General features: G+C 42.1%; 19 protein-coding genes. 10 read left to right on the plus strand and 9 right to left on the minus strand.

Annotated elements, in window-relative coordinates; genetic code table 11:
* Positions 1-278 precede the first annotated feature (278 nt).
* The 3 genes from H6G96_RS19825 to H6G96_RS19835 all read left to right on the plus strand — a co-directional run bounded on the left by H6G96_RS19825 (position 279) and on the right by H6G96_RS19835 (position 1965).
* Entirely contained in the window at positions 279-620 is a 342-nt protein-coding gene (locus H6G96_RS19825; protein WP_190913047.1) for a hypothetical protein, read from the plus strand.
* Positions 617-1042: an HNH endonuclease gene (locus H6G96_RS19830; protein WP_190913048.1), complete on the plus strand. Its 426-nt coding sequence runs from the start codon at positions 617-619 to the stop codon at positions 1040-1042. The genes H6G96_RS19825 and H6G96_RS19830 overlap by 4 nt, the downstream gene beginning before the upstream one ends.
* A gap of 86 nt (positions 1043-1128) precedes the next feature.
* Positions 1129-1965, plus strand: coding sequence for a carbohydrate ABC transporter permease (locus H6G96_RS19835; protein WP_190913049.1), 837 nt, complete (start codon positions 1129-1131; stop codon positions 1963-1965).
* Between the two features lie 63 nt (positions 1966-2028).
* Here H6G96_RS19835 and H6G96_RS19840 read toward each other — a convergent pair whose 3' ends face one another.
* Positions 2029-2682: a sugar transferase gene (locus H6G96_RS19840; RefSeq protein ID WP_190913050.1), complete on the minus strand. Its 654-nt coding sequence runs from the start codon at positions 2680-2682 to the stop codon at positions 2029-2031.
* Positions 2683-3177: 495 nt separating this feature from the next.
* On the minus strand, positions 3178-7200 hold the full coding sequence (locus tag H6G96_RS19845) for a hypothetical protein (RefSeq protein ID WP_190913051.1): 4023 nt from the start codon (positions 7198-7200) through the stop codon (positions 3178-3180).
* Between the two features lie 491 nt (positions 7201-7691).
* Between H6G96_RS19845 and H6G96_RS19850 the strand changes: the two genes are divergently transcribed.
* From H6G96_RS19850 to H6G96_RS19865, 4 genes are all read left to right on the plus strand, one after another.
* Positions 7692-8396 (plus strand): Crp/Fnr family transcriptional regulator, encoded by a 705-nt coding sequence (locus H6G96_RS19850; RefSeq protein ID WP_190913052.1) that lies wholly within the window; start codon positions 7692-7694, stop codon positions 8394-8396.
* A 13-nt stretch (positions 8397-8409) separates the two neighbouring features.
* The gene (locus tag H6G96_RS19855; RefSeq protein ID WP_190913053.1) at positions 8410-9147 is read left to right on the plus strand and encodes a DUF2232 domain-containing protein; all 738 of its coding nucleotides are present in this window, start codon (positions 8410-8412) and stop codon (positions 9145-9147) included.
* A 77-nt stretch (positions 9148-9224) separates the two neighbouring features.
* Positions 9225-10457 carry a nicotinate-nucleotide--dimethylbenzimidazole phosphoribosyltransferase gene (locus tag H6G96_RS19860; RefSeq protein WP_190913054.1) on the plus strand — a complete coding sequence of 411 codons (1233 nt, stop codon included), beginning with the start codon at positions 9225-9227 and terminating at the stop codon, positions 10455-10457.
* Positions 10458-10749: 292 nt separating this feature from the next.
* A complete protein-coding gene (locus tag H6G96_RS19865) occupies positions 10750-11337 on the plus strand; it encodes a PEP-CTERM sorting domain-containing protein (protein ID WP_190913055.1) in 588 nt (195 codons plus the stop codon).
* A gap of 137 nt (positions 11338-11474) precedes the next feature.
* Here H6G96_RS19865 and H6G96_RS19870 read toward each other — a convergent pair whose 3' ends face one another.
* Complete coding sequence (locus H6G96_RS19870; RefSeq protein WP_242063340.1) at positions 11475-13442, minus strand: di-heme oxidoredictase family protein; 1968 nt, start codon at positions 13440-13442, stop codon at positions 11475-11477.
* Positions 13443-14025: 583 nt separating this feature from the next.
* The gene (locus H6G96_RS19875; RefSeq protein ID WP_190913056.1) at positions 14026-14394 is read right to left on the minus strand and encodes a hypothetical protein; all 369 of its coding nucleotides are present in this window, start codon (positions 14392-14394) and stop codon (positions 14026-14028) included.
* Between the two features lie 356 nt (positions 14395-14750).
* On the opposite strand from H6G96_RS19875, the gene H6G96_RS19880 reads away from it, so the two are divergent.
* Complete coding sequence (locus H6G96_RS19880; protein ID WP_190913057.1) at positions 14751-15917, plus strand: extracellular solute-binding protein; 1167 nt, start codon at positions 14751-14753, stop codon at positions 15915-15917.
* 71 nt (positions 15918-15988) lie between these two features.
* On the opposite strand, the gene H6G96_RS19885 is transcribed toward H6G96_RS19880, so the two are convergent.
* Both H6G96_RS19885 and H6G96_RS19890 read right to left on the minus strand, forming a co-directional pair.
* Complete coding sequence (locus tag H6G96_RS19885) at positions 15989-16561, minus strand: hypothetical protein (protein ID WP_242063341.1); 573 nt, start codon at positions 16559-16561, stop codon at positions 15989-15991.
* 55 nt (positions 16562-16616) lie between these two features.
* Positions 16617-17393, minus strand: coding sequence for a class I SAM-dependent methyltransferase (locus H6G96_RS19890; RefSeq protein ID WP_190913058.1), 777 nt, complete (start codon positions 17391-17393; stop codon positions 16617-16619).
* Positions 17394-17755: 362 nt separating this feature from the next.
* On the opposite strand from H6G96_RS19890, the gene ppk2 reads away from it, so the two are divergent.
* Positions 17756-18658, plus strand: coding sequence for a polyphosphate kinase 2 (gene ppk2 / locus H6G96_RS19895; RefSeq protein ID WP_190913059.1), 903 nt, complete (start codon positions 17756-17758; stop codon positions 18656-18658).
* Positions 18659-18704: 46 nt separating this feature from the next.
* On the opposite strand, the gene H6G96_RS19900 is transcribed toward ppk2, so the two are convergent.
* Complete coding sequence (locus tag H6G96_RS19900; RefSeq protein WP_190913060.1) at positions 18705-21353, minus strand: U32 family peptidase; 2649 nt, start codon at positions 21351-21353, stop codon at positions 18705-18707.
* A 228-nt stretch (positions 21354-21581) separates the two neighbouring features.
* Between H6G96_RS19900 and H6G96_RS19905 the strand changes: the two genes are divergently transcribed.
* Positions 21582-21740, plus strand: coding sequence for a hypothetical protein (locus H6G96_RS19905; protein ID WP_190913061.1), 159 nt, complete (start codon positions 21582-21584; stop codon positions 21738-21740).
* Here H6G96_RS19905 and H6G96_RS42425 read toward each other — a convergent pair.
* Together H6G96_RS42425 and H6G96_RS19910 are read right to left on the minus strand one after the other, a co-directional pair.
* On the minus strand, positions 21737-21868 hold the full coding sequence (locus tag H6G96_RS42425; protein ID WP_277932938.1) for a hypothetical protein: 132 nt from the start codon (positions 21866-21868) through the stop codon (positions 21737-21739). The genes H6G96_RS19905 and H6G96_RS42425 overlap by 4 nt on opposite strands.
* Positions 21849-23192, minus strand: coding sequence for a deoxyguanosinetriphosphate triphosphohydrolase (locus tag H6G96_RS19910; RefSeq protein ID WP_199339630.1), 1344 nt, complete (start codon positions 23190-23192; stop codon positions 21849-21851). The genes H6G96_RS42425 and H6G96_RS19910 overlap by 20 nt, the downstream gene beginning before the upstream one ends.
* Positions 23193-23208 lie beyond the last annotated feature (16 nt).

Below are 23208 nucleotides of genomic sequence, written 5' to 3' on the forward strand. Positions count from 1 at the left end.
CTGATTATTAACAACAAACATCTCCAACCTCTATTCTATCGTCAAAACTATCTGGATTTCAAAACTGGCGATCGCACGCTATAAGCTAGTCACAGAGATACTTAGACAGTTTTCGGAGATGTCTTTTGATATTCTGGAGGAATTAGGGAGTTCAGAAATTAAAGAGAATTAATTATATTAATATGTGAATAAATTCCATAACACAATTAGATGAATTGCTTCAACCAGATTTTTGATGATAAGTTAGAATAAAATTAACCAAATTTTCAAGTAAAGCCATGTCTGACTCAGTTCAGTATGTCACTAACGCACAGGGAGAAAAAGTTGGAGTACTGTTAGATTTAGAAACTTACCAACAGCTAACTAACTTATCTGTAGATTCAGAATTATTGATTGGTTTAAATCTAGATGAGTTGCAAGCTTTGGCAGAAAGTTATTTATCTCCCAAAGCTCAGATACAGTTACAGGAATTATTAGTTAAAAATTCTAAGAATGATTTATCAGATGATGAAACTGAAACCTTAGACAGATTATTGGCACAGGTTGACCAATTAAATATTCTTAAAACTAGAGCTAGATATACCTTAAATATTTTTAAAAATAAACAGCAACTAGCGTGAGTGTTTACATCCCTGTTGAATTAAAAAAGGAAATTCGTAGTTATTTTGCTGATTGTTGTGCTTACTGTCGCACTACTGAAGGTCTAACAGTCACTACTTTTGAATTTGAGCATATCATTCCCTTGTCTGCCGGTGGGGGAACTATATTTGAAAATCTATGCTTGGCTTGTCCATCTTGTAATCGTTATAAAGCAACTAGCCAAACAGCAATTGACCCTAATACTCAAAATGAGGTTAAATTATTTAATCCACAACAGCAACTGTGGGCAGACCATTTTACTTGGAGTGAAGATGCTACAGAAATTGTAGGACTTACAACCCTTGGTAGAGCAACAATTTATACTTTGAAAATGAATCGTCTGCAATTAACTCGTGTGCGGAAAATGTGGGTGAAAATGGGTGAGCATCCACCAAATATTTGAGTAAGTGCAAAATATTGAAAGCAAGTTGTAGCGCTATAAAGAAAGTTGTAATAAATATTTAGAGAATTGGGAAAGTTGTTAATCAAATGCTGAACTTGAAAAAATCACGATCGCAGATTCTGCTAATGTATGCGCTATTGGGAGCGATCGCACTGGTAATGCTCTTTCCTTTACTGTGGCTGGTTAGTACAGCCTTGAAATCGCCTACAGAAAATATTTTGCAGTCGCCGCCACAGTTATTGCCTGCCTCACCTACACTAGATAACTTCTTTAGTGTATGGAACTCTTTACCTTTTGGACAATATCTCTATAACAGCACTTTGGTTTCAGTGCTAACTGTTGGCTTAAATTTATTATTTTGCGCTTTAGCTGCCTATCCGTTGGCAAGATTATCATTTGTCGGGCGAGACTGGATTTTTGTAGCGATTGTCTCTACAATTATGATTCCCTTCCAAATCGTGATGATTCCCCTTTATATTTTAACAGTCCAGTTGGGTTTGAGAAATAGTTATTTAGGGATGATTTTTCCGAGTTTAGCTTCTGCTTTTGGCATTTTTCTATTACGCCAAGCTTTTATGAGTGTCCCCAAAGAGATAGAAGAAGCTGCGCGGATGGATGGCAGTTCGGAGTTAGGTTTGTGGTGGTATGTGATGTTACCAGCAGTTCGCCCAGCGTTGGTAACTTTAGCTATTTTTGTATTTATTGGTGCTTGGAGTGATTTTTTGTGGCCTTTAATCGTCATCCAAGACGAAAATTTATACACTCTCCCCTTGGGAGTCGCCAAGCTGGCAGGCACATTTTCTCTTGACTGGCGCTTGGTAGCTGCTGGCTCAGTAATTGCGATCGCCCCAGTATTATTATTATTTTTGTTTTTACAACGTTACATTGTCCCCACAGAAACTGGTAGTGGGGTCAAAGGTTGAATAAGAAAGTGGAAATCAGGGAGACGCAAGAACGCAAAGAAAAGCTAATGACTAATGACTGATTCAATAAGCCCCGGTTTTTTTTAAAACTACCCAGATAGTTTTAACAATCAGACTCAGGTCATAAGTTATAGACCACTTGCATTGATAATCTATATCCATCTTGACAATGGTTTCAAAGTCTGTAATGCTAGAACGTCCATTAGCCTGCCATTCTCCGGTAATGCCTGGTTTGACTCGCAATCTATCCCAGTGGTGTGGATCGTAATTGCTGACTTCATCAGGAGTGGGTGGACGAGTACCAACTAAACTCATGTCCCCTATCAGAACATTCCAAAATTGGGGAAATTCGTCTAAACTAGTACGCCGCAAAAACTTACCAACAGGAGTAATGCGAGGATCGTCAACAGATTTAAAAATGTGACCTTTAGCTTGGTTTTCAACCAAATGCTTGAGTTTGTCGGCATCGACGATCATGGAACGGAATTTCCAAATGCGGAAAGTTTTTCCGTTCAAACCACAGCGAATTTGGGAATAAAATATTGGGCTTGGCTCATGAATAAAGGTAGCAATCGCCAAAGGAATTGCTACCATAAATGTAATAATCAGCCCTACAATGGCTCCAATAATGTCAATTAATCGTTTTCTTACGCTTAAGGTTGACGGGTGTAAAGGCTGTTGCGAACAATTAACTGAATAAAGATAAAGGTGATTCACAAGGACTAACTTATCTACAACAGGACTTTTTGATCAGTAGTGTAGACATGAACACAATGTTTAGTCGATTTTTACTGCTTTTGTCATTACCACCGAGTATTAACATACACAAAATTTAAACAATATAAAAACTAAAAACCTAAAGTTTACAGAATCTTTTAATTAAGGTGGTAGATCGTAAAATTACAGTATTTTTTTCATTCAATAGAAATATACAGAACTTACGCACTGTACAAAATAACCATCTTATGTGTCAAGGTAAATACGTTGTTTCAGGCTTTGATTAATAACTCTTGATTGGCTGCGATCGCCAAAATAACATTGAAAAATCTAGCTATAAGCCTTGAAAACTATACCTGTTACTTTGGGTTCTCTGTCAATGCGTAAGTTTTAATATTGTGTTCTGGATACACATCTAAAATATTACAGTGTTGAGAGCAGAAAGCCCATCAGGATGTGACCGACTCAGAAAGACACATCCATGATGCACTAATCTCAATGATTAACCTCTAAAGCAAAATTCACTAAGTATGGTTCCTCCAGTGATTGCTGATTACTAGCTTTGATCGCATCTAGATAGCGGCGCAAAGATAACAGTTGTTGGGAATTGGGACGATAAGTAAGACTCCCTTGTTTTTCAAAAAGTGGTGCTGTAGCGATCGCCTGATAGTCAGGATTTTCTTGCGAACTCTGAGTGAGCCAAGTTGAATCTGTAACTGAAGGTATCAAACCCGAAGGTAGTTCACCTTCCAAAAAAGCCAGTAGGCGTTGCTGACAAGTGCGAGTATTGATCCCACGACCCTCAAATAGCTGGATAACTTCACCAAAAGATAAAGGTCGGTCTGGTAGCAGCCGCAGCAATTCTGTAAATAAGAAATAATCCGTGTATTGTTGCCTGGGTATATCTAATATCTGGGGATGCAGAGGCAGCATCGCCAAACCATAAGCAACGCGACTGCAATTAGGAGCGCCGTTTTCGCCAAGATACAAATCTTGAATAATCTTGGCACCGGGGAGTTTTTGCCGTAACCATCGGTTTACCGTCCCGACACAAGCCAACCCACCAGTCAGAATCGCTTGATTAATGGATTCTGTGGGGATGCCACGAGCTACCAACAACTTGTTGAGTTCTCGGTTTAAGCGACGCACAAAGGGGACAAATACGTGGCTTTCTAAGTCTCGTCGCTGCAAAATCCATTGCTGATCGGCCAATTCCAGGGTAAAAGAATCTTGGTGTTGCAAAATCAGCTTTAGAGCTAGGGCGGCATCTAATACCGCCTGTCCCAGTAGAGAACTTTCTAGACGCTGCTGGAGGCGAATCCGAGCGGTGATATCTGGTTCCCCGACTCTTGGTAGTTCTAATTCTTCCAACCCTAAACTCTGCCAACGCATTTGGTCTAAACCGGGAATTGACGGTTGCCATTGCCAAGGATTACTGATGATAGTTTTGCCATCACTTGGTGTTTCTTGGCGTGATTGCCGAGATTTCGGTGGCAATAGCAGCTGGCAGATAATATCTTGTTCAATTCCCTTGCTAGCATAGGCAAAACTATGGAGCATGAAATCATTGTATGTCAATTGCACCAATGTTTCTGGGACATCAACTAGCAACATTTCTGTGGTAGATGTTCCAATGTTAATGACAAGGGTATTGCCAACAATGGGATGTTCACTGGTTTTTGCAGGATAAGAACCCTGAGGTTGGCTTAATTTTATTTGCTCACCGTTAGCAGCATCGAGTTCTGGGAGTAAACTAGCGATCGCTTCTTCTACAAAAAAGACTTGCTGCGGATGTTGGATGAGTTTACTGGTGAGTAAAGCTTCCCGTACATTGAAGCGGTATGGTTCCGACCAACTAGATGGACATGTGCAAATTACACCAGCAATATTATTGATAATCTTGGGAAAATCTTGTTCGCTGATCCCCACAGCAGCAGCCATTAAACTAGGGGTGGTACAAGTTTTTTCGGATTTGAGGGTTAATAGTAGCTTAGAGAGCGATCGCACAATCCAAATCAAAGGACCTGCCGAAAATTCATTTAATTGCAAAACAGGTTCCCATTTCTGCCGTTCACTCTTGTAGGGAATGGCTACTTGTAAATAGGGCTTTAACTGCGCCGAGTAGAGATTATTTGTTGTCGCATCTGCTGTTGATCTCCGTGTTGCAGGAGTAGTGACCGAGCGATCGGGCACTTTATCTTGGGCAACAGCCGCAGGTGCTGTCTGTTCATGTACTTCAATACTTTCGTTTTCTCCGTGGGGAACAGAAGCTGTAGGCAGATAAACTTCTGTTGGTAAACGAAATGATTGTTGAAAGGAAGTTGTTCCCGGCGGATTTTCTGATGACCAGTAGATAGGATGTACAACAAAAGTCGAGCGATTTAATAATGCGGCAGAAATTCCTGTTGTACCTAAATCAATTCCTAAATACCAGACTGATTCCAGAACATTGAGCGATTCTGGATTATTGATGGAGTTGGAAATTGGAGGTAAAGAACTTTCTTCAACAGGAGTTATAACTTCCTTTTTTTGTTCAGTTTCTACCTGGGGAACTGCCAAACTGGAGAAAGCAGCAGTTGAAGTATTTTCTACTATTTGAAGATTTTCTGTTTGCGGTTCAGGGGGAGTTGTGGAGATTGTGTCTTGAGTTTTATCATTTAGTTCTGAGAAAATATCCAAGTTGTTAGCTGGCTGGGACTCAGAATTTAGCTGCTGATCAAAATTAGCTAAATCCCGATCTAATTGCTGCAACTGTTCTTCATCTAAAGAAATATCAAGTACGGCTGGAGCTTGGTTTGACTCAACAGAAAGCAAATTTTCTTGTGGCGAAGCAGCAACGTAGTTATCTGAAGATAGTTCTGGTTGATCATCATTAATTAATACTTCTGGTGTGGCGATACCTTGGGTAGGCTTCTCTTCTGCTGCGCCAACGAGACGCTGCGCTAATGCCAAGGCAATTTCCTCTGCTTCTGGAGTAACTGGTGCTGTAATTATGGCATCCTCCGCAGAGAATGACACTTCTAGCAGTTCCTGATCATCGCCTGCATCAGGCAATAGGTCAGTTAGGGTATTAATAGTATCAACACTAGCTGGCTGAGTGTCGATTTGCGCGGGAAAACTGTCTGTTTGTGGCAGAGAGTTGCTAAGAGGCGAGTTTAGGTCAGTCTCCTCTGCAAAAAATAGTTCTTCCTGTGGTTCCGATGATGAATCTGTGGTTTCCACTAAAGTCTCTTGCGATGAAAAACCCATATCTGATGTCACAACAGGAGAATCCACGGTTGCAGGGACAGATGAACTTTCAGCGATGTTCAACGTTGATTCTGAGGCAGTGGCAACCTCAAGACTTGGATTATTAACATCACCAGTACCAAACAAACTGGCGTAAAGCTGATCTACTTCATCACCTATTAACGCAGAAATATCTTGCGATAATTCCGTCGGGGTTTCAGAAGATTCAGACGAGTCTAAGCCAAGCTGCAACATCACTGCATCTAAATCTTCTGTGAGAGTAGTCTCCTGTTGCTCAGAATTAATTGTGACTGAAGAAGAAGTTTCTGATTGTATAAACTCCAAGGGTTGGGCTGCAACTCCAGCAGGGATCTCGCCTGGGTCAACTAATGATGGTTGTGGATCAGATTCGACCTCAAGGAAAGATGGCTGGGAGCTAGGGGATTGTTGCTGCAAATGCTGGGTCAAATTGTTGATAAAGCTGCCCATCAACTGTTCGCCTTGCATTCCCTTGCTATGCATTCTTGCTAGTGCTTGCGACAGGGATTCGTCATAAGTATTAATGTTGCGCTGTAGTGCTTCAAATACTACATTCACAGTCCCATCTAGTGATAATAGGTGTTGATCCAACTCCCTAGCCAGCTGGGTTAACCGCTCCATACGGTCTGGTGATTCTAATAAAGGTTGAGTTGCAGAAGTTGCTGGTTCTGAGTTTGCAGTATTTTCTCCTGAAGAACTGGCGGAATTTTCCCACGTCTGTGCTAGTAGTGGTGTTAAAGTTGGCACAAGACGACTCATGAGTACCTGTAAAAACTCAGTAATCACCTGCTCTTGGTTGGTCAGCTGCTGCGCTAAGGAGTAATTTTGCAATCGCCTTTGCTCTAGCTGCCGAATTTCCTGTACAAGAGTGGCTCGCTCTTGCAAGAGCAATTCTAATTCCGATCGCAATGGCTGGATCAAGCTCGAAAATTCACTTTTTAATTGTTCTGCCCCAACAGTACTCTGTTCCTGATAGAATTCGAGCGGCGGCAATGGATACTGATTATTATCTTGGTCAAGAAGTTTTGTGAATAAAGGCGATGGCGGTTCTTCAGAAGATTGATCTGGGATGTCGCTCTCTAATGCTTCTTTTTCTTGTAGTCTCACCAAGAAGTTGCGAATTCGTTCTAAAACCTCTTTATGCTCCTGCGCCTGACCAGGCAGAAATCTAGACAGGCGCTTGCCACCACTGGCAAGTAAGTTGTCAATGTCTGCGATCAGCTTTTGAATTTCATCTGCACTGGAAGTCACTTTTATCACCTTACCTAAAAACGTCTGTCACCTAATGTGACAATTACTTTACAATCACCGTACCCCTACGGGGATCTTGCTACGCGCAGCGTCTCCCATAGGAGAAGTTTTGAATGGCAAAAGCCGCTGCTTGTGCTTGTGACTGTCATTATGTTATGGATTACCGGGAGTCGTGGCAATCTTCAGTCAGCGTTTGTTTAAGAAGCTTAGTTTTGCAGCTCATTAAGTTGCCTATTTTTGAAAATCGCTGAAATACCTGAGCAATAATTTACTCCCTTTAGTATCATTAGTATTGTTTGCCTATATTTTTAACTAAACCAGCAGAAGTCTCTCGCTTACCTGATAGGAGAGTGATAGGATAGCAGTTTTTTTAGGAACATCTAGCATAGTTTAGTTTTCTTTTTGAAAGGGAGCTGTGCTTTGATAGCTTAAGCTGAAAATGGCGGTCTTGTTTTTCGTGTGTATATAGCACCTTCAATAAAGATGTCGTAATGGAAGACCGATATAGCTTGCAAGCACAGGCTAATTCCTGGATGATCACGTCGTCGGCTCCCTTTTTTCAAGGGTTGCCAGAAACTGCTGTGGAATCAGCCCTGCTCCATCTTGCTACCCGCACTCACCCAGCCAATCAAGTGATTCTACTGGAAAATGACTGGGGTGGTTCTGTATATTTTATTCTGGACGGATGGGTAAAAATTCGCACCTACAATCTGGAAGGAAAAGAGGTAACACTGAATATTCTTGGCAAAGGGGAATTGTTTGGTGAAATGGCAGCGCTAGATGAAGTCCCTCGATCCACAGATGTGATTACCTTGACCCCAACGGTAATTGGTAGTATGCCTGCTCAGGATTTTGTCAAGTTACTTCATATAGAACCCTTGGCGGGAGTTCGATTGGCGCAACTAATGGCACGACGTTTGCGGCAAGTAAATCGCCGATTGCGGTTGCGGGAATCTGATAGCCAGTCACGAGTGGCAGATACGTTGCTATTTTTGGCAGAAGGACAGGGAAAAAAAGGGCAAACAGGAATCGAAATCCCCAATTTACCTCATCGGGAATTGAGTAGTTTGAGCGGACTGGCGCGGGAAACTGTGACACGAGTGTTGACAAGGCTAGAAAAAAAAGGCTTGATTAAACGGGATCAAGACACTATTTGTATTCCCGATTTGTCAGCCTTAGAAAGAATGATAGTTTAAAAACTTGTCAGATATGAGTATTTTAGATTCTCTGCCAAACGAGCCGGAGGAAGATCCATCCCCTGAGTCTCCAACTCCCCACAATCATTGGTTAGACAAAGAACAGCAGTTAATGCCTCCTCAAATCAAGGCTGATGCGCCCTTGAGGATGGTAGAAACGGCGTTTTTAGCCAGTACTGCGAGCTTGATTTGGTTTATTAATTTCTACTTTCCCTTAGGCCCAGTTTTACGGATATTTTTTCCGGTGCCGATCGCTCTAGTTTATCTGCGTTGGGGCAGACGTGCGGCATGGATGGCAGCACTCACTTCCGGGTTACTGCTAACGGTACTGATGGGACCAGCCCGCAGTTTGCTGTTTGTCATGCCCTACGCGTTCATGGGTGTGCTTTTGGGAGCGACATGGTATCGTCGTGTTCCCTGGATTGTTTCTATCACCTTGGGTACGTTGTTGGGTACTTTGGGAGTCTTTTTTCGGCTGTGGTTGCTGTCTGTTCTGTCGGGTGAAGACTTGTGGATTTATGGAATTACCCAGGCGACTAGGATCATAGAGTGGGTATTTTTGAAACTGAGTTTGTTGGCGAGTCCCAGTGTATTTTTGATTCAAGTGGTGGTGATCGCTCTAATTTTACTCAACAACTTTATTTACCTTTTTTTGGTACACCTAGCATCATGGTTGCTTTTTGATCGTTTGGGTAACCCCATTCCCCGTCCACCACGCTGGGTACAAGTTCTCATAGATTATGAAGGATAGTTATTGGTCATTAGTCACTTGTCATTAGTCATTTGTCCTTGGTTAAATAATGAGTCCTAACTAATCACCGAAGCTCCATGCCCAATTCCCAAATTCGTATTTATACCCAAAAAGCACAGGGTGAAGAATGGCTACGACGGTATAGTGGTTCTCTACCCATATTTGCCTGTGTTTTAGGATTTACTGAAACTGGTTTAATTCCAGCGATCTCAGCAGCAGGTCGCACTCCAGAAGATCGGAAATATACTGCTTGTGCCGATGCTGAGTTTTTGTACTATGGCCCAGAACATAAAGCCCAATATCCCCTACCACCATTAGCGGCTGGGGCTTCGCCTGTGCTGATTTCTCGCGCTGTCTTTGAGTCACTAAAAATACCAGTTCATTTGTTTAATGCTGGTTTACCCCAGCCTCCTGCTGTGCCAGTAATTGATTTGGGTGGCGCTCCTGCTCAGTGTTTAAGTGGAGGTGCTGCTATGGAAATAACAACAGTACACCACTTGTTTAAACAAGGGTTACTTTGGGGAGAACACCTTGCTGCCAATATCCAGCAGGGGTATCTGATTATTGGTGAGTGCGTCGTCGGAGGTACTACAACTGCCCTGGCAATCTTAACTGGTTTAGGTATAGATGCTGCCGGAAAAGTCAACAGCAGCCACCCTGTTTGTAACCACGCGCAAAAGTGGGCACTAGTGCAAGCTGGGCTGGAGAAGATGATGGGGAGCAGGGAGCAGGGAGCAGGGGGAGATGAGGGAGTAAGGGGAGATGAGGGAGTGGGGGGAGAAAATTTTACTTTGTCCTCGTCATCCTCCTCATCTTTTCCAGTTAACCCCTTGCAACTCGTCGCTGCTGTGGGTGATCCGATGCAAGTAGTGGTAGCTGGGATGGCGATCGCTGCTAGTCGTAGTTGTGGTGTAATGCTTGCTGGTGGTACGCAAATGCTGGCGGTTTATGCGCTAATAAGTGCGATCGCTCAAGCTTATGTCTTATCATGGCAACCAGAAGAAGTAGTTGTAGGCACAACTCGCTGGGTAGCAGAAGATCCTACTGGCGCTACAGTTGACTTAGCCCTCAACTTAGGAAAAAGTAACTTAACTCAAAGTGGAGAAACCCCTCCCCTATTAGCAACTCATTTGAGCTTTGCTGATTCTCGTTATCCCCAACTGAGAGCTTATGAGCAAGGCTTTGTGAAAGAAGGTATGGGCGCTGGAGCGGCTTGCATAGCCGCCCATCTTAGTCAAGATTGGCAGCAACAACAGCTTTTAGCAGCCATTGAAGCCCAACTTGAACGGCTAAGTACAGCATTTGATTAATTACATAGCGAATTAAATTCGGCAAGACTCTACGCCCCACCAAAGTTATGGGCGGAGGTTTCCTTTGCTTATATCTCTCTACGTTTAAAAACGCTACAATCTTACGCAAAGCTTTACTTAGCCAAATCAACAATTAATAATCTAATCGTTATTCAAATTGCATCTGCGTGTTTCACGAATTTTTGCTCTCAGGAAGCCAGAAACTTCTGACTTCTCTGTGCGTAAGAGTGTCTTTCTAGCAATTTGAACATGCAACTTTGTTTACCTTCTTGTTTTTCAGGAGAATTATCTGATGAAATTAGTAAAAAAGCTTGCTATTGCTAACGCTAGTGCTGTTATCGCTATTACTGGTGTCGGTGCATCTTCTACGGCACAAGCTGTACAGCTATTTGATTTTCAATACTCTTTTCCCAGTTATGAAGCAAATGGTACAGGAATTTCCGCTAGCGGCACTCTTACCACCACGGATTTAGATCCTATAAAAAACAATTACACAATCACAGGAATAACTGGAACAAGGACAATTCAAGGAATTTCCGAGACAATCATTGGCATACTCTCACCAGGTACATACGGAATCAATGATAATCTGTTGAATGCGAGTAGGCCGGTGTTAACCCAGAACGGTTTTTCTTACCTGGTTTCTGGAGGCGGAGAAGACGGAAATGGAAACGTTAACGTATTTTATAGTAGTTTCAATGAAGGTTATTCAGAGCTTTCAAGCGATGTAGATTATGGTAGCTTTAGTGTCATACCACGTCCTGTTCCCGAACCCTACACAGTAACTGGCTCATTGGTTGCTCTTGGTTTTGGCTGGTGGATGAAGCGAAAGCAAGCACTAGCTTCCCAGAAGAAGCCCCATAAAATATCTATCTGTTAGATTCATAGTGCATCTGCAATATAAATTGCATTAAAAAAATGGGTTTGCTATCCTACTTTTACAGTAATACCAAGTCGCGTTCATGATATCTCACTAGACGACTTGGTATTAACATAGGATATTAGCTGTAACTAAAATTAAAAGCTTCCTGGATTGTCATCAAGTGCTAGCAAGAAATTAATCAGGTCTGTTTGCTGGGTGGAATTATATCCAGACTGTCTATCTACGTAGAAGTAATGACCAGTGCCATCAAGGTTACTACGCACTAAACTAGGGTTAGCTTTGTTAGCTTTCACAACTTTTGCACGAAGATCGCGATCAACCAAGGCACGCAAGCTGTTAGCTGGATCGGCAGGTATACCTTGACTGAGAGTGCCAGAAAGCCCTAAGCCAGTCTTGTCAACAACCGCGATCGCATTTGAGTCAACTTTCAGGCTTCCTGCTCGTACTGCGACACCACCATCATGCAAATATGGTGCGCTTAAATAAAGACCACGCAAAGAAGTAGTTTTGTAACCGCCTTTTGGCAATATACCTTTGGGTAGAGTTGTGGGGCTATCGGAGATACCCTGTGTTGGTACATCCAGCACTTCAGCCTTAGCAGGTATGGGAACTGGAGTGTTGAAAGTATATAGCTTGGGTGGTACTAACAAATTACTCAGCCCCAAGCGAGATTGGGCACGAGCGGGGTTAGTACGAATTTTATCAATTGGATGAATTTTGTTGTCGGTGAAGAAAGGTGGAATATGGCAAGTTGCACAATTAGCTTTCTCAAATACTTTTGCACCACGTTTAACAGAATTGCTGTTCAAGGCTTGCCAATTTTCCGAAGTCTGGTTGGCAGGTGGTACTAAGCTATTTTGGAAAGCAGACATAGCGTTGTCAGCAAATAAGAAAGTGCCACTAGCAATATCACCAGGCTTTTGAGTATTTGGGCTGAAAACCAAACCGTTGTAAGTAAATAAACTGGGACGTAGGTTTGGGTAATTTCCTGTACCAGGAGCAGGAATTTGGTCTTCTAATTCTGCTTGTATAGGATTCGGTGCGATCTTCCGCAGCCATTCTGAGGGTTTTACTATCACTCCTTCTGGTAAACGTAGGCTGGGAATGGCAGCGTTTTGCAGAAATGTACCAATATAAACCTCTGGATCAATACCAAGGGTTTTTGCACTGAGTTGAGCAGCTGCCGACAGATTGATTTCCGAAGAATGAACACCATTGCTGACAGCGGTAAGTCCCGCAAACGGCCCCACAGCAAACTGTCCATCAAGGAAATAAGGATGATTCTTAAATGTGAATATACTGGGTATTTGAGTAGTATTGTTGAGACTATCTGATGAACTCTCAAAATTACCAAAAGGCACATCCAATACTGCATCGTCGAAAGCTTTTTCAAACTTTTCAGGATCGGGTAATTCTACTTTATTACCTTTACTATCCAGAATAATTTTTCCATTGCCTTTGTATTGTGGATCTAGGGGATTAAACTTTAACCGCGAAAACCCTGCGGCTGAATTTGGTGCTAAAGCAACCAGCAGAGGCGTAGCAATTTCGCCATTAGGTACTCCCAAAAGACGTTCACCCTTCTTTGAAAGAGATACATGGCACGCAGCACAGCTAATATCAATATTAGGTGTGATTCCTAGCCCAATAGGAAAAGTTCCTCCCTTTTCCATTTTTAAGCCTGTGTTTACAACAGTTCCTTTGGGAAAAGTTCGACTACCTAACGCTATATCTTTCTCAAGAATAATTTGTAAGTTCGTTGTCGGTTGACCTTGCAACTTAACTATTGCTGTCTGTAATTCTGGCAAAATTTTAGCAATGCCAAGTCCAAAACCAAATGCCCCTTGCAACCCAAATGTGTCACCAATCTTACGGTTGAAAAATATATCTTCACCTTGTGCTATTAATTCTTTAGTAATTTTAACTGCCCCTACCCGTTGATAAGAAATAGGGTTATTAGGATTGAGTCCCTTATTTGCAACTAGTTGTGATGCTTCTTGAGGACTCAGCAGTTTGCCGAAATAGTCGTAATAGCCTAGCGGTTGAGTTGGAGCAGGTTGTAAAAGGTTTATCTTAGCGAAAGCTGTTTGGCTTGTTGTCAACCAATTTGATCACAAAATGCCAAAAACACTAATGATAAAAACGCAGATTAATAAAAAAAGCTTGGTTTTTGAACCATACAGTACCCTAAGAGCGCCAGTCTTAGGGTTGTTTTTTTTATATTTCATAGTGAGGTACTCACTAAAAGCTATAACGTAGATATATCATACTCTTACGTAAATATATGTAAGAATGTGTTTAAGTTTTTTATCAATTTTATGGCTGGATTGGTTACTTATACTTGTAAGTATATAAATCTATCTTACTAATAATATTTATTGCTATAAAGCTTAAGCTTATTGAGAACTAAAAACGAAAAATTAAGGTTTTCAAGCAGATTTTACGAAAAGGAGTAGGAACTTTTAGAATAGTGGGATAGGTTCATGGACATAAAGCCATGATTTGACATTGAATCTAAAGGCTTGCCTTCCCTACCCCCAGCCATTTTTTTAATTCATTGAACTCAGGTGAAATTTAATAAATTCGGTGGGTTTAAGTCCCTCGGTTCTATAACCGACAAGTTTTGTGGCGGGGTCTAAATCCCCGTTACAAAACTGTACTTTCGACTTCCGACTTCCGACTTATTTAATGAATTCTCTCTCTAAGTAATTGTTCTTCCAAGGCAGCAATGCGATTGTATGCTGCTGTTAACTGTGCTGTGAGTCGTTGTATTTGAATTTCTGGTGTTATATTATCTCCACCTTGACGATGCATATCTAAATAAATGCCATCTATCAAAACATCCTTGTGTTCCATTTCTGGATTTAAATTGTTACGTCTGAACTGGTAGCCACCAGTTGCGGCATTTTCCTGCTCATTATGCTTTGCTTGTGTATTTGCTAAAGAACACTCTGAGAAAGCTTGAGCGACTTTACCATCAAGCTGCTCAATCACTTGGCAGAGCGCATCCAGTTTTTCGCTTAAAGTCAGGATTTGCTTCTGTAATGGCTCCATTTAATACCCTCATCCGTACATTTTCTATATGTTATTCAATTTAGTCTCAAGGTTAACAATACTTATGAATTATTTAAGTATTGATAATTTTTGATGGAAACGTGACATCTAAATCATTATTTCTAAATATAAGCAAAGTTTGACCATAAGCACTACTAAGGCTATTTATGGATAAAAATTCATCTTTAGATATGAGTTTGGCGAAAAACTCGTTAATTTGAGCCAATATTCAAAATTATCGGTATTAACAAGAAAAAATATCGATAATTTTCCAATTCCACTTTTTCAACTAGTCAGTCTCTGGTGAATCTCTGCTTAATATTAGGTATAATCTAAAATTTAAAAATCCAAAATCAATGGATCGAAGGTCTTTTTTGCTAGGTACAAGTACATTGGCACTTTCACAAGTGCTTTTTGGCTGTGGTGGAAACAACGAGACGGAACTCAAAGTACAGTTATTAAAAGGTTCTATACCTGGTCAGGTTGTTAATCAGTTCCAAAAAGGTTTGCAGCAACAGGTGCAGTTAAAGTTTGCTCCAGTTGAGCAGATACAAGATTTATTTCAGCAATTACAAAATTGGCAGCAGAAACCAAAAGCCACCGATGAACAGGGATGGAGGCGCTTTATACCTTTTAGGCAAGGTCAAAAACCGACTGATGCAGACCTAGTGACGTTGGGAGATTACTGGTTAAAAGCAGCTATTGAGCAAAAACTGATTCAACCACTCCAAGAGGTACAGGGAAACGAATTAAAGCAGTGGTCTGCTTTAGATGAAAGGTGGAAACAACTGGTAACGCGCAACGACCAAGGTAACTTAGACACTCAAGGAAAGGTGTGGGGTGCGCCTTATCGGTGGGGTAGTACGGTGATTGTTTATAACCGTGACAAGTTCCGAAAATTGGGATGGACGCCTAACGATTGGAGTGATTTGTGGCGAGATGGAGTAGATGGAGTGCGGCAGCGCATTTCCCTATTGAATCAACCACGAGAAGTTATTGGTCTGGTCTTAAAGAAGCTAGGAAAATCTTATAATACAGAGAATCTTGACCAAGTACCCGACTTGGAAAAGGAATTACAGACATTAAACCAACAGGTGAAATTATACAGTTCCAATAACTACTTGGAACCTCTAATTATAGGAGACACTTGGCTAGCAGTTGGTTGGTCAAGCGATGTATTGCCAGCTCTGGGACGTTACCCGCAACTTGCCGTAGTTATCCCCCAGTCAGGAACAGCAATCTGGGCAGACTTGTGGGTACGCCCCGCAGGTATCACTAAGGATACTTTATCAGTTCAATGGATTGATTTTTGTTGGCAACCAAGCACAGCTAAACAAATTTCGGTGCTGACCAAAAGTAATTCGCCAATTTCTACAAATATTGTCGCTTCCGATATTCAAGAACCATTACGGAGTCTGTTGCAGACCGATGACGAAGTTTTTGATAAAAGCGAATTTTTGCTTCCCTTACCCCCATCAGCAATAAAACAATACGAGTCTTTATTCGCCAAAATTAAGATTTAATTGGGGATTGGGAATTGGGTATGGTTGGTTATTCTCCTTGTCCCCTTGTTCCCCCATTCCCACTCCCTTTTCTACAAAGAACGCTGTAACCCTATCTTGTTCTTAAGATTCGTTTGGATACTGCATGAAGCTGGACTTGTACTAAAGTTGCAAGTGTAGGTTGCCAAGGGTTCTTTTTGATAATTAAATACCCGGACATTGTAGCCAAAGTTACGTGCAGCGCTACCCAAGCGATTTACGAACTCGTAGCGCTCTATAGAGTCTAGTAAGCTCCAAATTTGCTGGTTCACGAGCAAGTCTACTCTTGCAGGCTCTTTCTCAGAAGCTGGATATGCTATCCAATTATCCAATAGCTTTCTCTCAGAGTTTTGTTGTGCCCACCATAAACTGGGAACGGTTAATCGTTCTGGATTAATTGTGTTAGCTGTGATTACATAGTTTTTTGGCTTGGTCAATAAGTCTAGTTCTAAAGGCGCACTAGAAGGCGACGGTATTGGGGGGGTTTGCGCTAGTGAGGGCGGGACTAATAAAGTTGTGAGGCTAATGGTTAATAATGAAAATGATCTCTGACGATGGCTGCGCCAACGCCTGCCGTAGGATGCCCAAAGGGCTGTAGCGCAATCGCACAATTTAGGTATATGCATAACTAATTTGTAATTCGTAATTCGTAATTAAGGCATAAGTCAAAATTCGCACAATTTAAACTTTAATGGCAACGATGCGAATTCTTCGATAATCTGCTGTCCAAATTCCTTGTTGATACAACGTCGGTTTGAGATATTCGTTCACGACCCGAATTACTTGTATTTGTTGCTCATCAGTTAGTCCTACTAAAAAAGCACTGGCGAACATCTGAATCCAGTTTGCCATACCTGCTTCTCCTTCTGCTAAAGGAGTTGGGCGAGCAAAAAGCATGGCATGAATGACATCAAAGCCTTGCTGTTCCAGTAAGCTGGCGTACTCGCCAATACTAGGAAAATACCAAGGATTTAGGGCTTGTGCAGAAATATTAAGTGCTTCTAAGGCGCTTTCTAGAGCTGTGGCGATCGCTTGCACATTTCCCTTACCACCAAATTCTGCCACAAAACGGCCTCCGGGTTTTAGTGCTTGATGTATGGAAGCGATGGCACTATCTGCTTCTTTCACCCAATGTAATACAGCGTTGGAAAATACAGCATCCAATGGTTTATCTACTCGAAAGTTCCTAGCATCAGCAACATCAAAGCAGATATGGGGATAGTTTTGCCTCGCCTTTTCTATCATTGCGGGTGCATGATCAACTCCCAGTACTTCAGCCCCAGCTTGGGCAATTTTTTCTGTGAGTTGTCCAGTACCACAGCCTAGATCCAAAATCAATTCTCCTGGTTTAGGGTTGAGGAATTTTAGTAAGTCCTCACCATACTGCCAGACAAAGGCGTGTTTATCTTGGTAAAGGGCAGTATTCCAATCATTATTGGGTAAAGAAATATTAGTCATAAATAATAATGGTCGTTCTTATTAGATCATGACAGAAAAGAGTTTGCTATTTCGTATCATTTTGTAACTCTAATACTTGCTGAACATATTTTTATGCTAGGAAGAATCGCCTATCTAAACATAAATATCGCTTACTATAATAAAAGTGATTGCTTGATTAGATAAATCTTTTGTTTCGGCGATATATTTATAGCGCTTGCTGATGATAATTAATGGCTTTTTCCTTTTCGTCTAATTGCATATGCTGTTTTACAAGATATTAGGTTGACTTGTGTCAATCCCAGCAACCTTGGTTTGGTGCCGACAGTTATGCTTGAAATTTATTGCTTCATCGTCTTTAAACATTAACCGCAAAAAAGTTTATGAACACCGAACAAGATAATGGAAATCCGATTAAAAAAGCTACAGAATCCCCGATGGCAAAGCTAAAAGCCCAGAAAAAGTCCGCAAAAAAATTCAAAAAACACACGAGTGAAGGTGAAGGAAGTTCTAAATTATCCAGTCAGCTTTACGAAAAAAAAATAGCCAAGCTGCAACTAGAACTGGTGAAAATGCAGTATTGGGTGAAGTTTACAGGTGCCCGCATCGTGATTCTTTTTGAAGGACGGGATGCCGCAGGTAAGGGGGGTACGATTAAACGGATTGCGGAGCCGTTGAATCCGCGTGGTTGCCGTATCGTTGCTTTAGGAACGCCTAGCGATCGCGAAAAGACCCAGTGGTATTTTCAACGCTATGTGGCTCACCTGCCAGCTGCGGGTGAAATTGTTTTGTTTGACCGCAGCTGGTATAACCGTGCTGGGGTAGAACATGTGATGGGTTTTTGCACAGAAGAACAGTACAACAATTTCATCCAAGATTGTCCAGAATTTGAACGGATGTTGGTACGTGAGGGCATCATTCTACTGAAGTATTGGTTTTCTGTCAGCGATGATGAGCAAGAACGGCGCTTTCAATCCCGAACCACTGATCCAGCACGGCGGTGGAAACTGAGTCCAATGGATCTCGAATCGCGCGATCGCTGGGTAGAATACTCTAAAGCTAAGGATGTCATGTTTGCCCACACTAATATTCCCGAAGCACCTTGGTTCACCGTCGAAGCAGACGACAAAAAACGTGCTCGCCTGAATTGTATTTACCACATCCTCAGTAAGATTCCCTACGTGGATATGACCCCCGAACCTCTAGAACTGTCCCCCAGGAAGCCTGCTGATACCTATGTCAGACCACCCCTAAATGAACAGTTTTTTGTACCACAGATTTATTAGGGAACTCCAAAAAATAAATTTTCCTCCCCCTGCCCCCTTTCCTCTTTTATGACCGCAGTGCAGACACTCCCATAGGGCCACGAGTTACGCCCAATTGATTTTGCAGTTTCAACTCACGCCAGAGTTGGGAACCTGTAATCTCACCTTGCAGTAGTTGATTGTAGCAATCTATTGTTTTACGCACTTGTTCTGGGGTTTCATTCACAAACTCGATGCGAAAGTGACTTAATCCCAATTCTATGAGGCGCTGTACGTACTCTGCTCCCGTTTGAGCAGTGCCGTTAAATACAGTATTGCGGCAACCTACATCCGCCTTGAGGACGTGTTCGCTGCCAACGCGGTCTTTTAATTTTACTTCCTGCTTTTCACAAGGTCGTCCACAGTTGGTGTAGTCTGTACCCGTCGAGAGAAAGGCACAAAAAACACAATGTTCCATGTGAAACATCGGCATATGCTGATGGATTGTCACCTCAAACCACTGGGGCGGACAACTGGTGAGCAGGTCTTGTAGTTGGGTAATATTCAGGTCATAGGATGCCGTGAGTCGTTCCAAAGCAAAGCGTTGCTGAAAGTAGTCTGCTGTTAAGGGATTAGCAACGTTAAGTGAGAAATCTCCGATACAACGGTCTTCGGCAAAGAATTGCAGTTGATCATAGTTCCGTATCAGATAGCCATCTGCCTCACAGGCACGTACTTGCTGCAAAATCCAATTTTCTCCCGGTTTAGTAATTCGGGGTGGTGCAACCCAAATTGTGGGAAACGAGGAGTGGGGAGTGGGGAGTTGGGAGTTAGGAGTTAGAAGTGAAGAATTGTCTGCTTTGTTTTTTTGCTGTTGTTGGCGCACCATTTGCACGGCTTCTCGGTAAGCGCGGGGGTCTTCAAATTCACAGTACAGTGTTTCAATACCAGCTTTGAGTGCGGCTTGAAGTTGCTTGAGGTTTCGTACTAAGACTATGAGTGAAGGAGATGAGAGGGATAAGGGAGATGAGGAGGGTAGTAGGTCTTGAAAAGAGACATCAGAACGTAATTGCCAACGTTTGGGTTGACTTCGCAATTCTTCCATCTGCACCACAATTTCCCGCCGCATCCGGTTCAACTCACTTACGGGCAACATAATGGCACCGTTAAGGTGATTGGTTAGTCTTTCTAAAAAGAAAGGTGTGTTACCGAGACGACCGAATTGTTCTTGTAAACGGTCTGTATGTAAGGGTTTGGTGTGCGCCTCAACCAAAGAAATTGCAGACTCTACTTTTACAATATTACCGAGTTGATCACGAGCGATCGCAATCAGTGGCTGACCAACTTCTCCATAAACCTCTACATCAATCGGACGCTGAAATTGGGGATTCTCGCCTGCAAAACTCTGACGCAATTGCTTATCAAGTTCTGGATCGCTGGTTTTCCAAATGCGATCGCCTATATGCACTCGGCGCAGGTTCAAGTCATTTCGCCCAAAGGACAAGATAGATTCTTTACCTTTGGACACCACAGCATAAACCCGGCCGCCTTCTTCCTTTGCCTCTGGATGACCGCAGTCAAACACAATTCCATCCCCTGGTTTTACAGGCGCTTCCAGTTTGACTGTTACCTGTTCGTTTTGAATGCGGCTGACCTCACCTAAATAAACCCCACGTTTTTTACCAAAGCGGGCGTGAACTAGTTCCTGATTATTAATCCCGCCAAACCAGCCTGTGTAAAGTCCGCGAGAAAATGCCATTTCTAGGTTGTAGTGTTCTTGATCTGATTGACCTCTCCCCCAGCCCTTCTCTGTTTCGGAGAGGGGAGCTTTTATTTCCCCAACGCTATTAGGGAAGGGGGTTAGGGGGTTAGGTCTTTCCACTTCCTCCATCACCCCATCCAAAGCTTGCCGATAAATATGGGTGACATTAGCAACATATTCTGGAGCTTTTAGGCGACCTTCAATTTTAAGACAAGTTACTCCTGATTTGACCAAATCTGGCAGAACATCTAACCCTGCTAAGTCTTGAGGACTAAGTAAATATTTGCGTTCTTTTAAATTCACAACTTCGCCATCAGCGATTAAATCGTAGGGCATCCGGCAAGCTTGGGCACATTCACCTCGGTTTGCAGAACGTCCGCCTAAAGCTTCGCTAGTCAAACACTGACCAGAATAGGCCACGCACAAAGCACCGTGAACAAAGACTTCCAAGGGCAGCGAAGTTTCCTGTTGGGCAATCTGCTGCTGAATTTTATTGATTTCCTGAAGAGAACATTCACGCGCCAGCACTACCAATTGACAACCGAGGGACTTGGCAAATTCCACCCCAGCCGCACTGGTGATGGTCATCTGGGTGGAAGCATGAATGGGAAAATCGGGTGACAGGTGACGGATGAGCCGGCATATACCCACATCTTGGACAATTACCGCATCCACACCTGCGGCAATAATTGTGCGGAGATATTGCTGTGCTTCTGCTAATTCTTTGGGAAATATTAGTGTGTTGACAGTGACATAACCCTTTACGCCGCGACGGTGGAGGAATGCCATCAATTGGGGTAAGTCTGCCTCAGTAAAGTTTTGTGCCCGCATTCTGGCGTTGAAGCGATCCAAACCGAAGTAAATCGCATCTGCCCCATTTTCCACAGCAGCTTTAGCACAGTCCCAGTTACCTGCTGGCGCGAGTAGTTCAGGACGTTGAGGAGAGGTTTGGGAGAAAGGGCGATCGCTTTTCATCAGATTTAGGAGAGGTTAACTAGCACCATAGTGATTTTATCGAAGTTATTGGGGAAATGAGGGGAAGGGTGCGATGTCTAACGACAAGCCGCTTTGCGTCTACGCTATCTCCTCCGTAGCAATTTAATTCCTAGTTCAGAGAGGGCAAAAACAGCATATGATACTCAAAATAAATATTGTGTATACATTGCCCGCTAAAAATAACTATGCTGAAAGCGTAAATTAACTATGTTGAAAGAATCTAAACGTTTAGTGTTATGCGATTGTGATAGAGATTTGTTTATGTCAGTCATGCAAAATCCGCCAGAACTGAAAGGAAAACTCAAATCTGCTATTCACAAATATAGGCAGAAGTATGACAAGGGATTGAAAGCTGGTAAAACCTAGATATGTAAGTTAGGCGATCGCTTTTCATTAGACTTAGGGTTAAGTAGTACCATAGTGTTTTTATCGAAGTTGGTGGGAAATAATGGAGAGGGGGCGATCGCTGTCACTTTATCCCAAAGAAATACCACTAAATTGTTGGAATAAACTGGTAGCGTAAGAATCAGTCATACCGGAGATATAGTCTGTAACTCTAAGAATTTTATTATAGGTATCTTCGTCTGAATTCGGATTATTATATTCTTTGGGAAGCATATGATAAACCAAATTGCCTTTCTTGCTATTGTGCAGGACGGCATTAACAAATTCAGCAAATAGTTTCCCTAAAACTTCATACCCGGCAATCTGGATACTAACAACATCAGAATGTTGGAAAACAGCCGCGCGAGTTTCCTTTCCAATTTCTTCTAGGTGGTTTACATAAGTGCTTAGAGATAACAAGTCTTTATCAAACTCTCCAGAAAGTATATCTTCTTCATGTTTCAGGAAAATATCACTTGCCTCATTTATGAGTTTATTGATAGCTAAAGCCCGCAATCGCTTAACTATTTCTGTATTGCTTTCACCATGTCCTTGAATATCTTTATTTGCAATATTTGCAACTACATTCAGTAATTCCTTAGTTTTGTCAAAGGGGATGTAACCCATACGATGGCCATCTTCTACATCAACAATTGAGTAACAAATGTCATCTGCTGCTTCAACAAGAAAAGCAAGCGGATGTCGACACCACCATGCTGCATTATCATGACAGCGAATTAGACCAACCGTTTCTGCTACTTCAGCAAATAAATCTTTTTCTGCCTGGAAGAAACCATATTTTTTAACACTTTTACCTGAGTAACCGTTAAAAATAGATTTTGGTAGAGAAGATTCTCTAGGGTACTTTGTGAAAGCAGCTAAAGTTGGGCAGGTTAGTTGCATTCCGCCTTTTCTAGGGGGCATTTCAAGCTTGGTTAGAATACGAAAGCCTTGTGCATTACCCTCAAATGAATCAAAGTCAGCTTTTTGAGACTTGCTGAGAAGTTCTTCTCCTAAATGGTTAACAGTGTTGTACCACGATTCAAATACTGTACGAATAGCGTCCTCTCCAGAATGACCAAAGGGAGGATTTCCAATATCATGAGCTAGACAAGCAGCAGATACAATATCACCAAAGTCTGAAGCACGCAACCCATCCTGATTAAAGTCGTATTTTTTTACAATTGCCTCACCCACTATTCTGCCAAGGGAACGACCGACGCAAGACACTTCAAGGCTATGAATGAGACGAGTACGAATGTAATCATTTGTGGACAAAGAAAAAACCTGAGTTTTATCTTTGAGACGACGAAAAGGTGAGGAAAACACTAGGCGATCATAGTCTCTTTGAAAGGGAGTACGATCAAACTGAAGATTTTCTGCATCAGTTTTGCCAAGTCTTTTTGGTGTCAGGAGTTTCTTCCAATCCATCATTGCTGTGTTACGTGAA

It is taken from the genome of Nostoc sp. FACHB-892 (assembly GCF_014698795.1).
GTDB lineage: Bacteria > Cyanobacteriota > Cyanobacteriia > Cyanobacteriales > Nostocaceae > Nostoc.

Coding starts and splice junctions, on each gene's coding strand:
- H6G96_RS19825 (WP_190913047.1), top strand. CDS start 279: ATGTCTGACTCAGTTCAGTATGTCACTAACGCACAGGGAGAAAAAGTT.
- H6G96_RS19835 (WP_190913049.1), top strand. CDS start 1,129: ATGCTGAACTTGAAAAAATCACGATCGCAGATTCTGCTAATGTATGCG.
- H6G96_RS19850 (WP_190913052.1), top strand. CDS start 7,692: ATGGAAGACCGATATAGCTTGCAAGCACAGGCTAATTCCTGGATGATC.
- H6G96_RS19855 (WP_190913053.1), top strand. CDS start 8,410: ATGAGTATTTTAGATTCTCTGCCAAACGAGCCGGAGGAAGATCCATCC.
- H6G96_RS19860 (WP_190913054.1), top strand. CDS start 9,225: ATGCCCAATTCCCAAATTCGTATTTATACCCAAAAAGCACAGGGTGAA.
- H6G96_RS19865 (WP_190913055.1), top strand. CDS start 10,750: ATGAAATTAGTAAAAAAGCTTGCTATTGCTAACGCTAGTGCTGTTATC.
- H6G96_RS19875 (WP_190913056.1), bottom strand. CDS start 14,394: ATGGAGCCATTACAGAAGCAAATCCTGACTTTAAGCGAAAAACTGGAT.
- H6G96_RS19880 (WP_190913057.1), top strand. CDS start 14,751: ATGGATCGAAGGTCTTTTTTGCTAGGTACAAGTACATTGGCACTTTCA.
- H6G96_RS19885 (WP_242063341.1), bottom strand. CDS start 16,561: ATGCATATACCTAAATTGTGCGATTGCGCTACAGCCCTTTGGGCATCC.
- H6G96_RS19890 (WP_190913058.1), bottom strand. CDS start 17,393: ATGACTAATATTTCTTTACCCAATAATGATTGGAATACTGCCCTTTAC.
- ppk2 (WP_190913059.1), top strand. CDS start 17,756: ATGAACACCGAACAAGATAATGGAAATCCGATTAAAAAAGCTACAGAA.
- H6G96_RS19900 (WP_190913060.1), bottom strand. CDS start 21,353: ATGAAAAGCGATCGCCCTTTCTCCCAAACCTCTCCTCAACGTCCTGAA.
- H6G96_RS19905 (WP_190913061.1), top strand. CDS start 21,582: ATGTTGAAAGAATCTAAACGTTTAGTGTTATGCGATTGTGATAGAGAT.
- H6G96_RS19910 (WP_199339630.1), bottom strand. CDS start 23,192: ATGATGGATTGGAAGAAACTCCTGACACCAAAAAGACTTGGCAAAACT.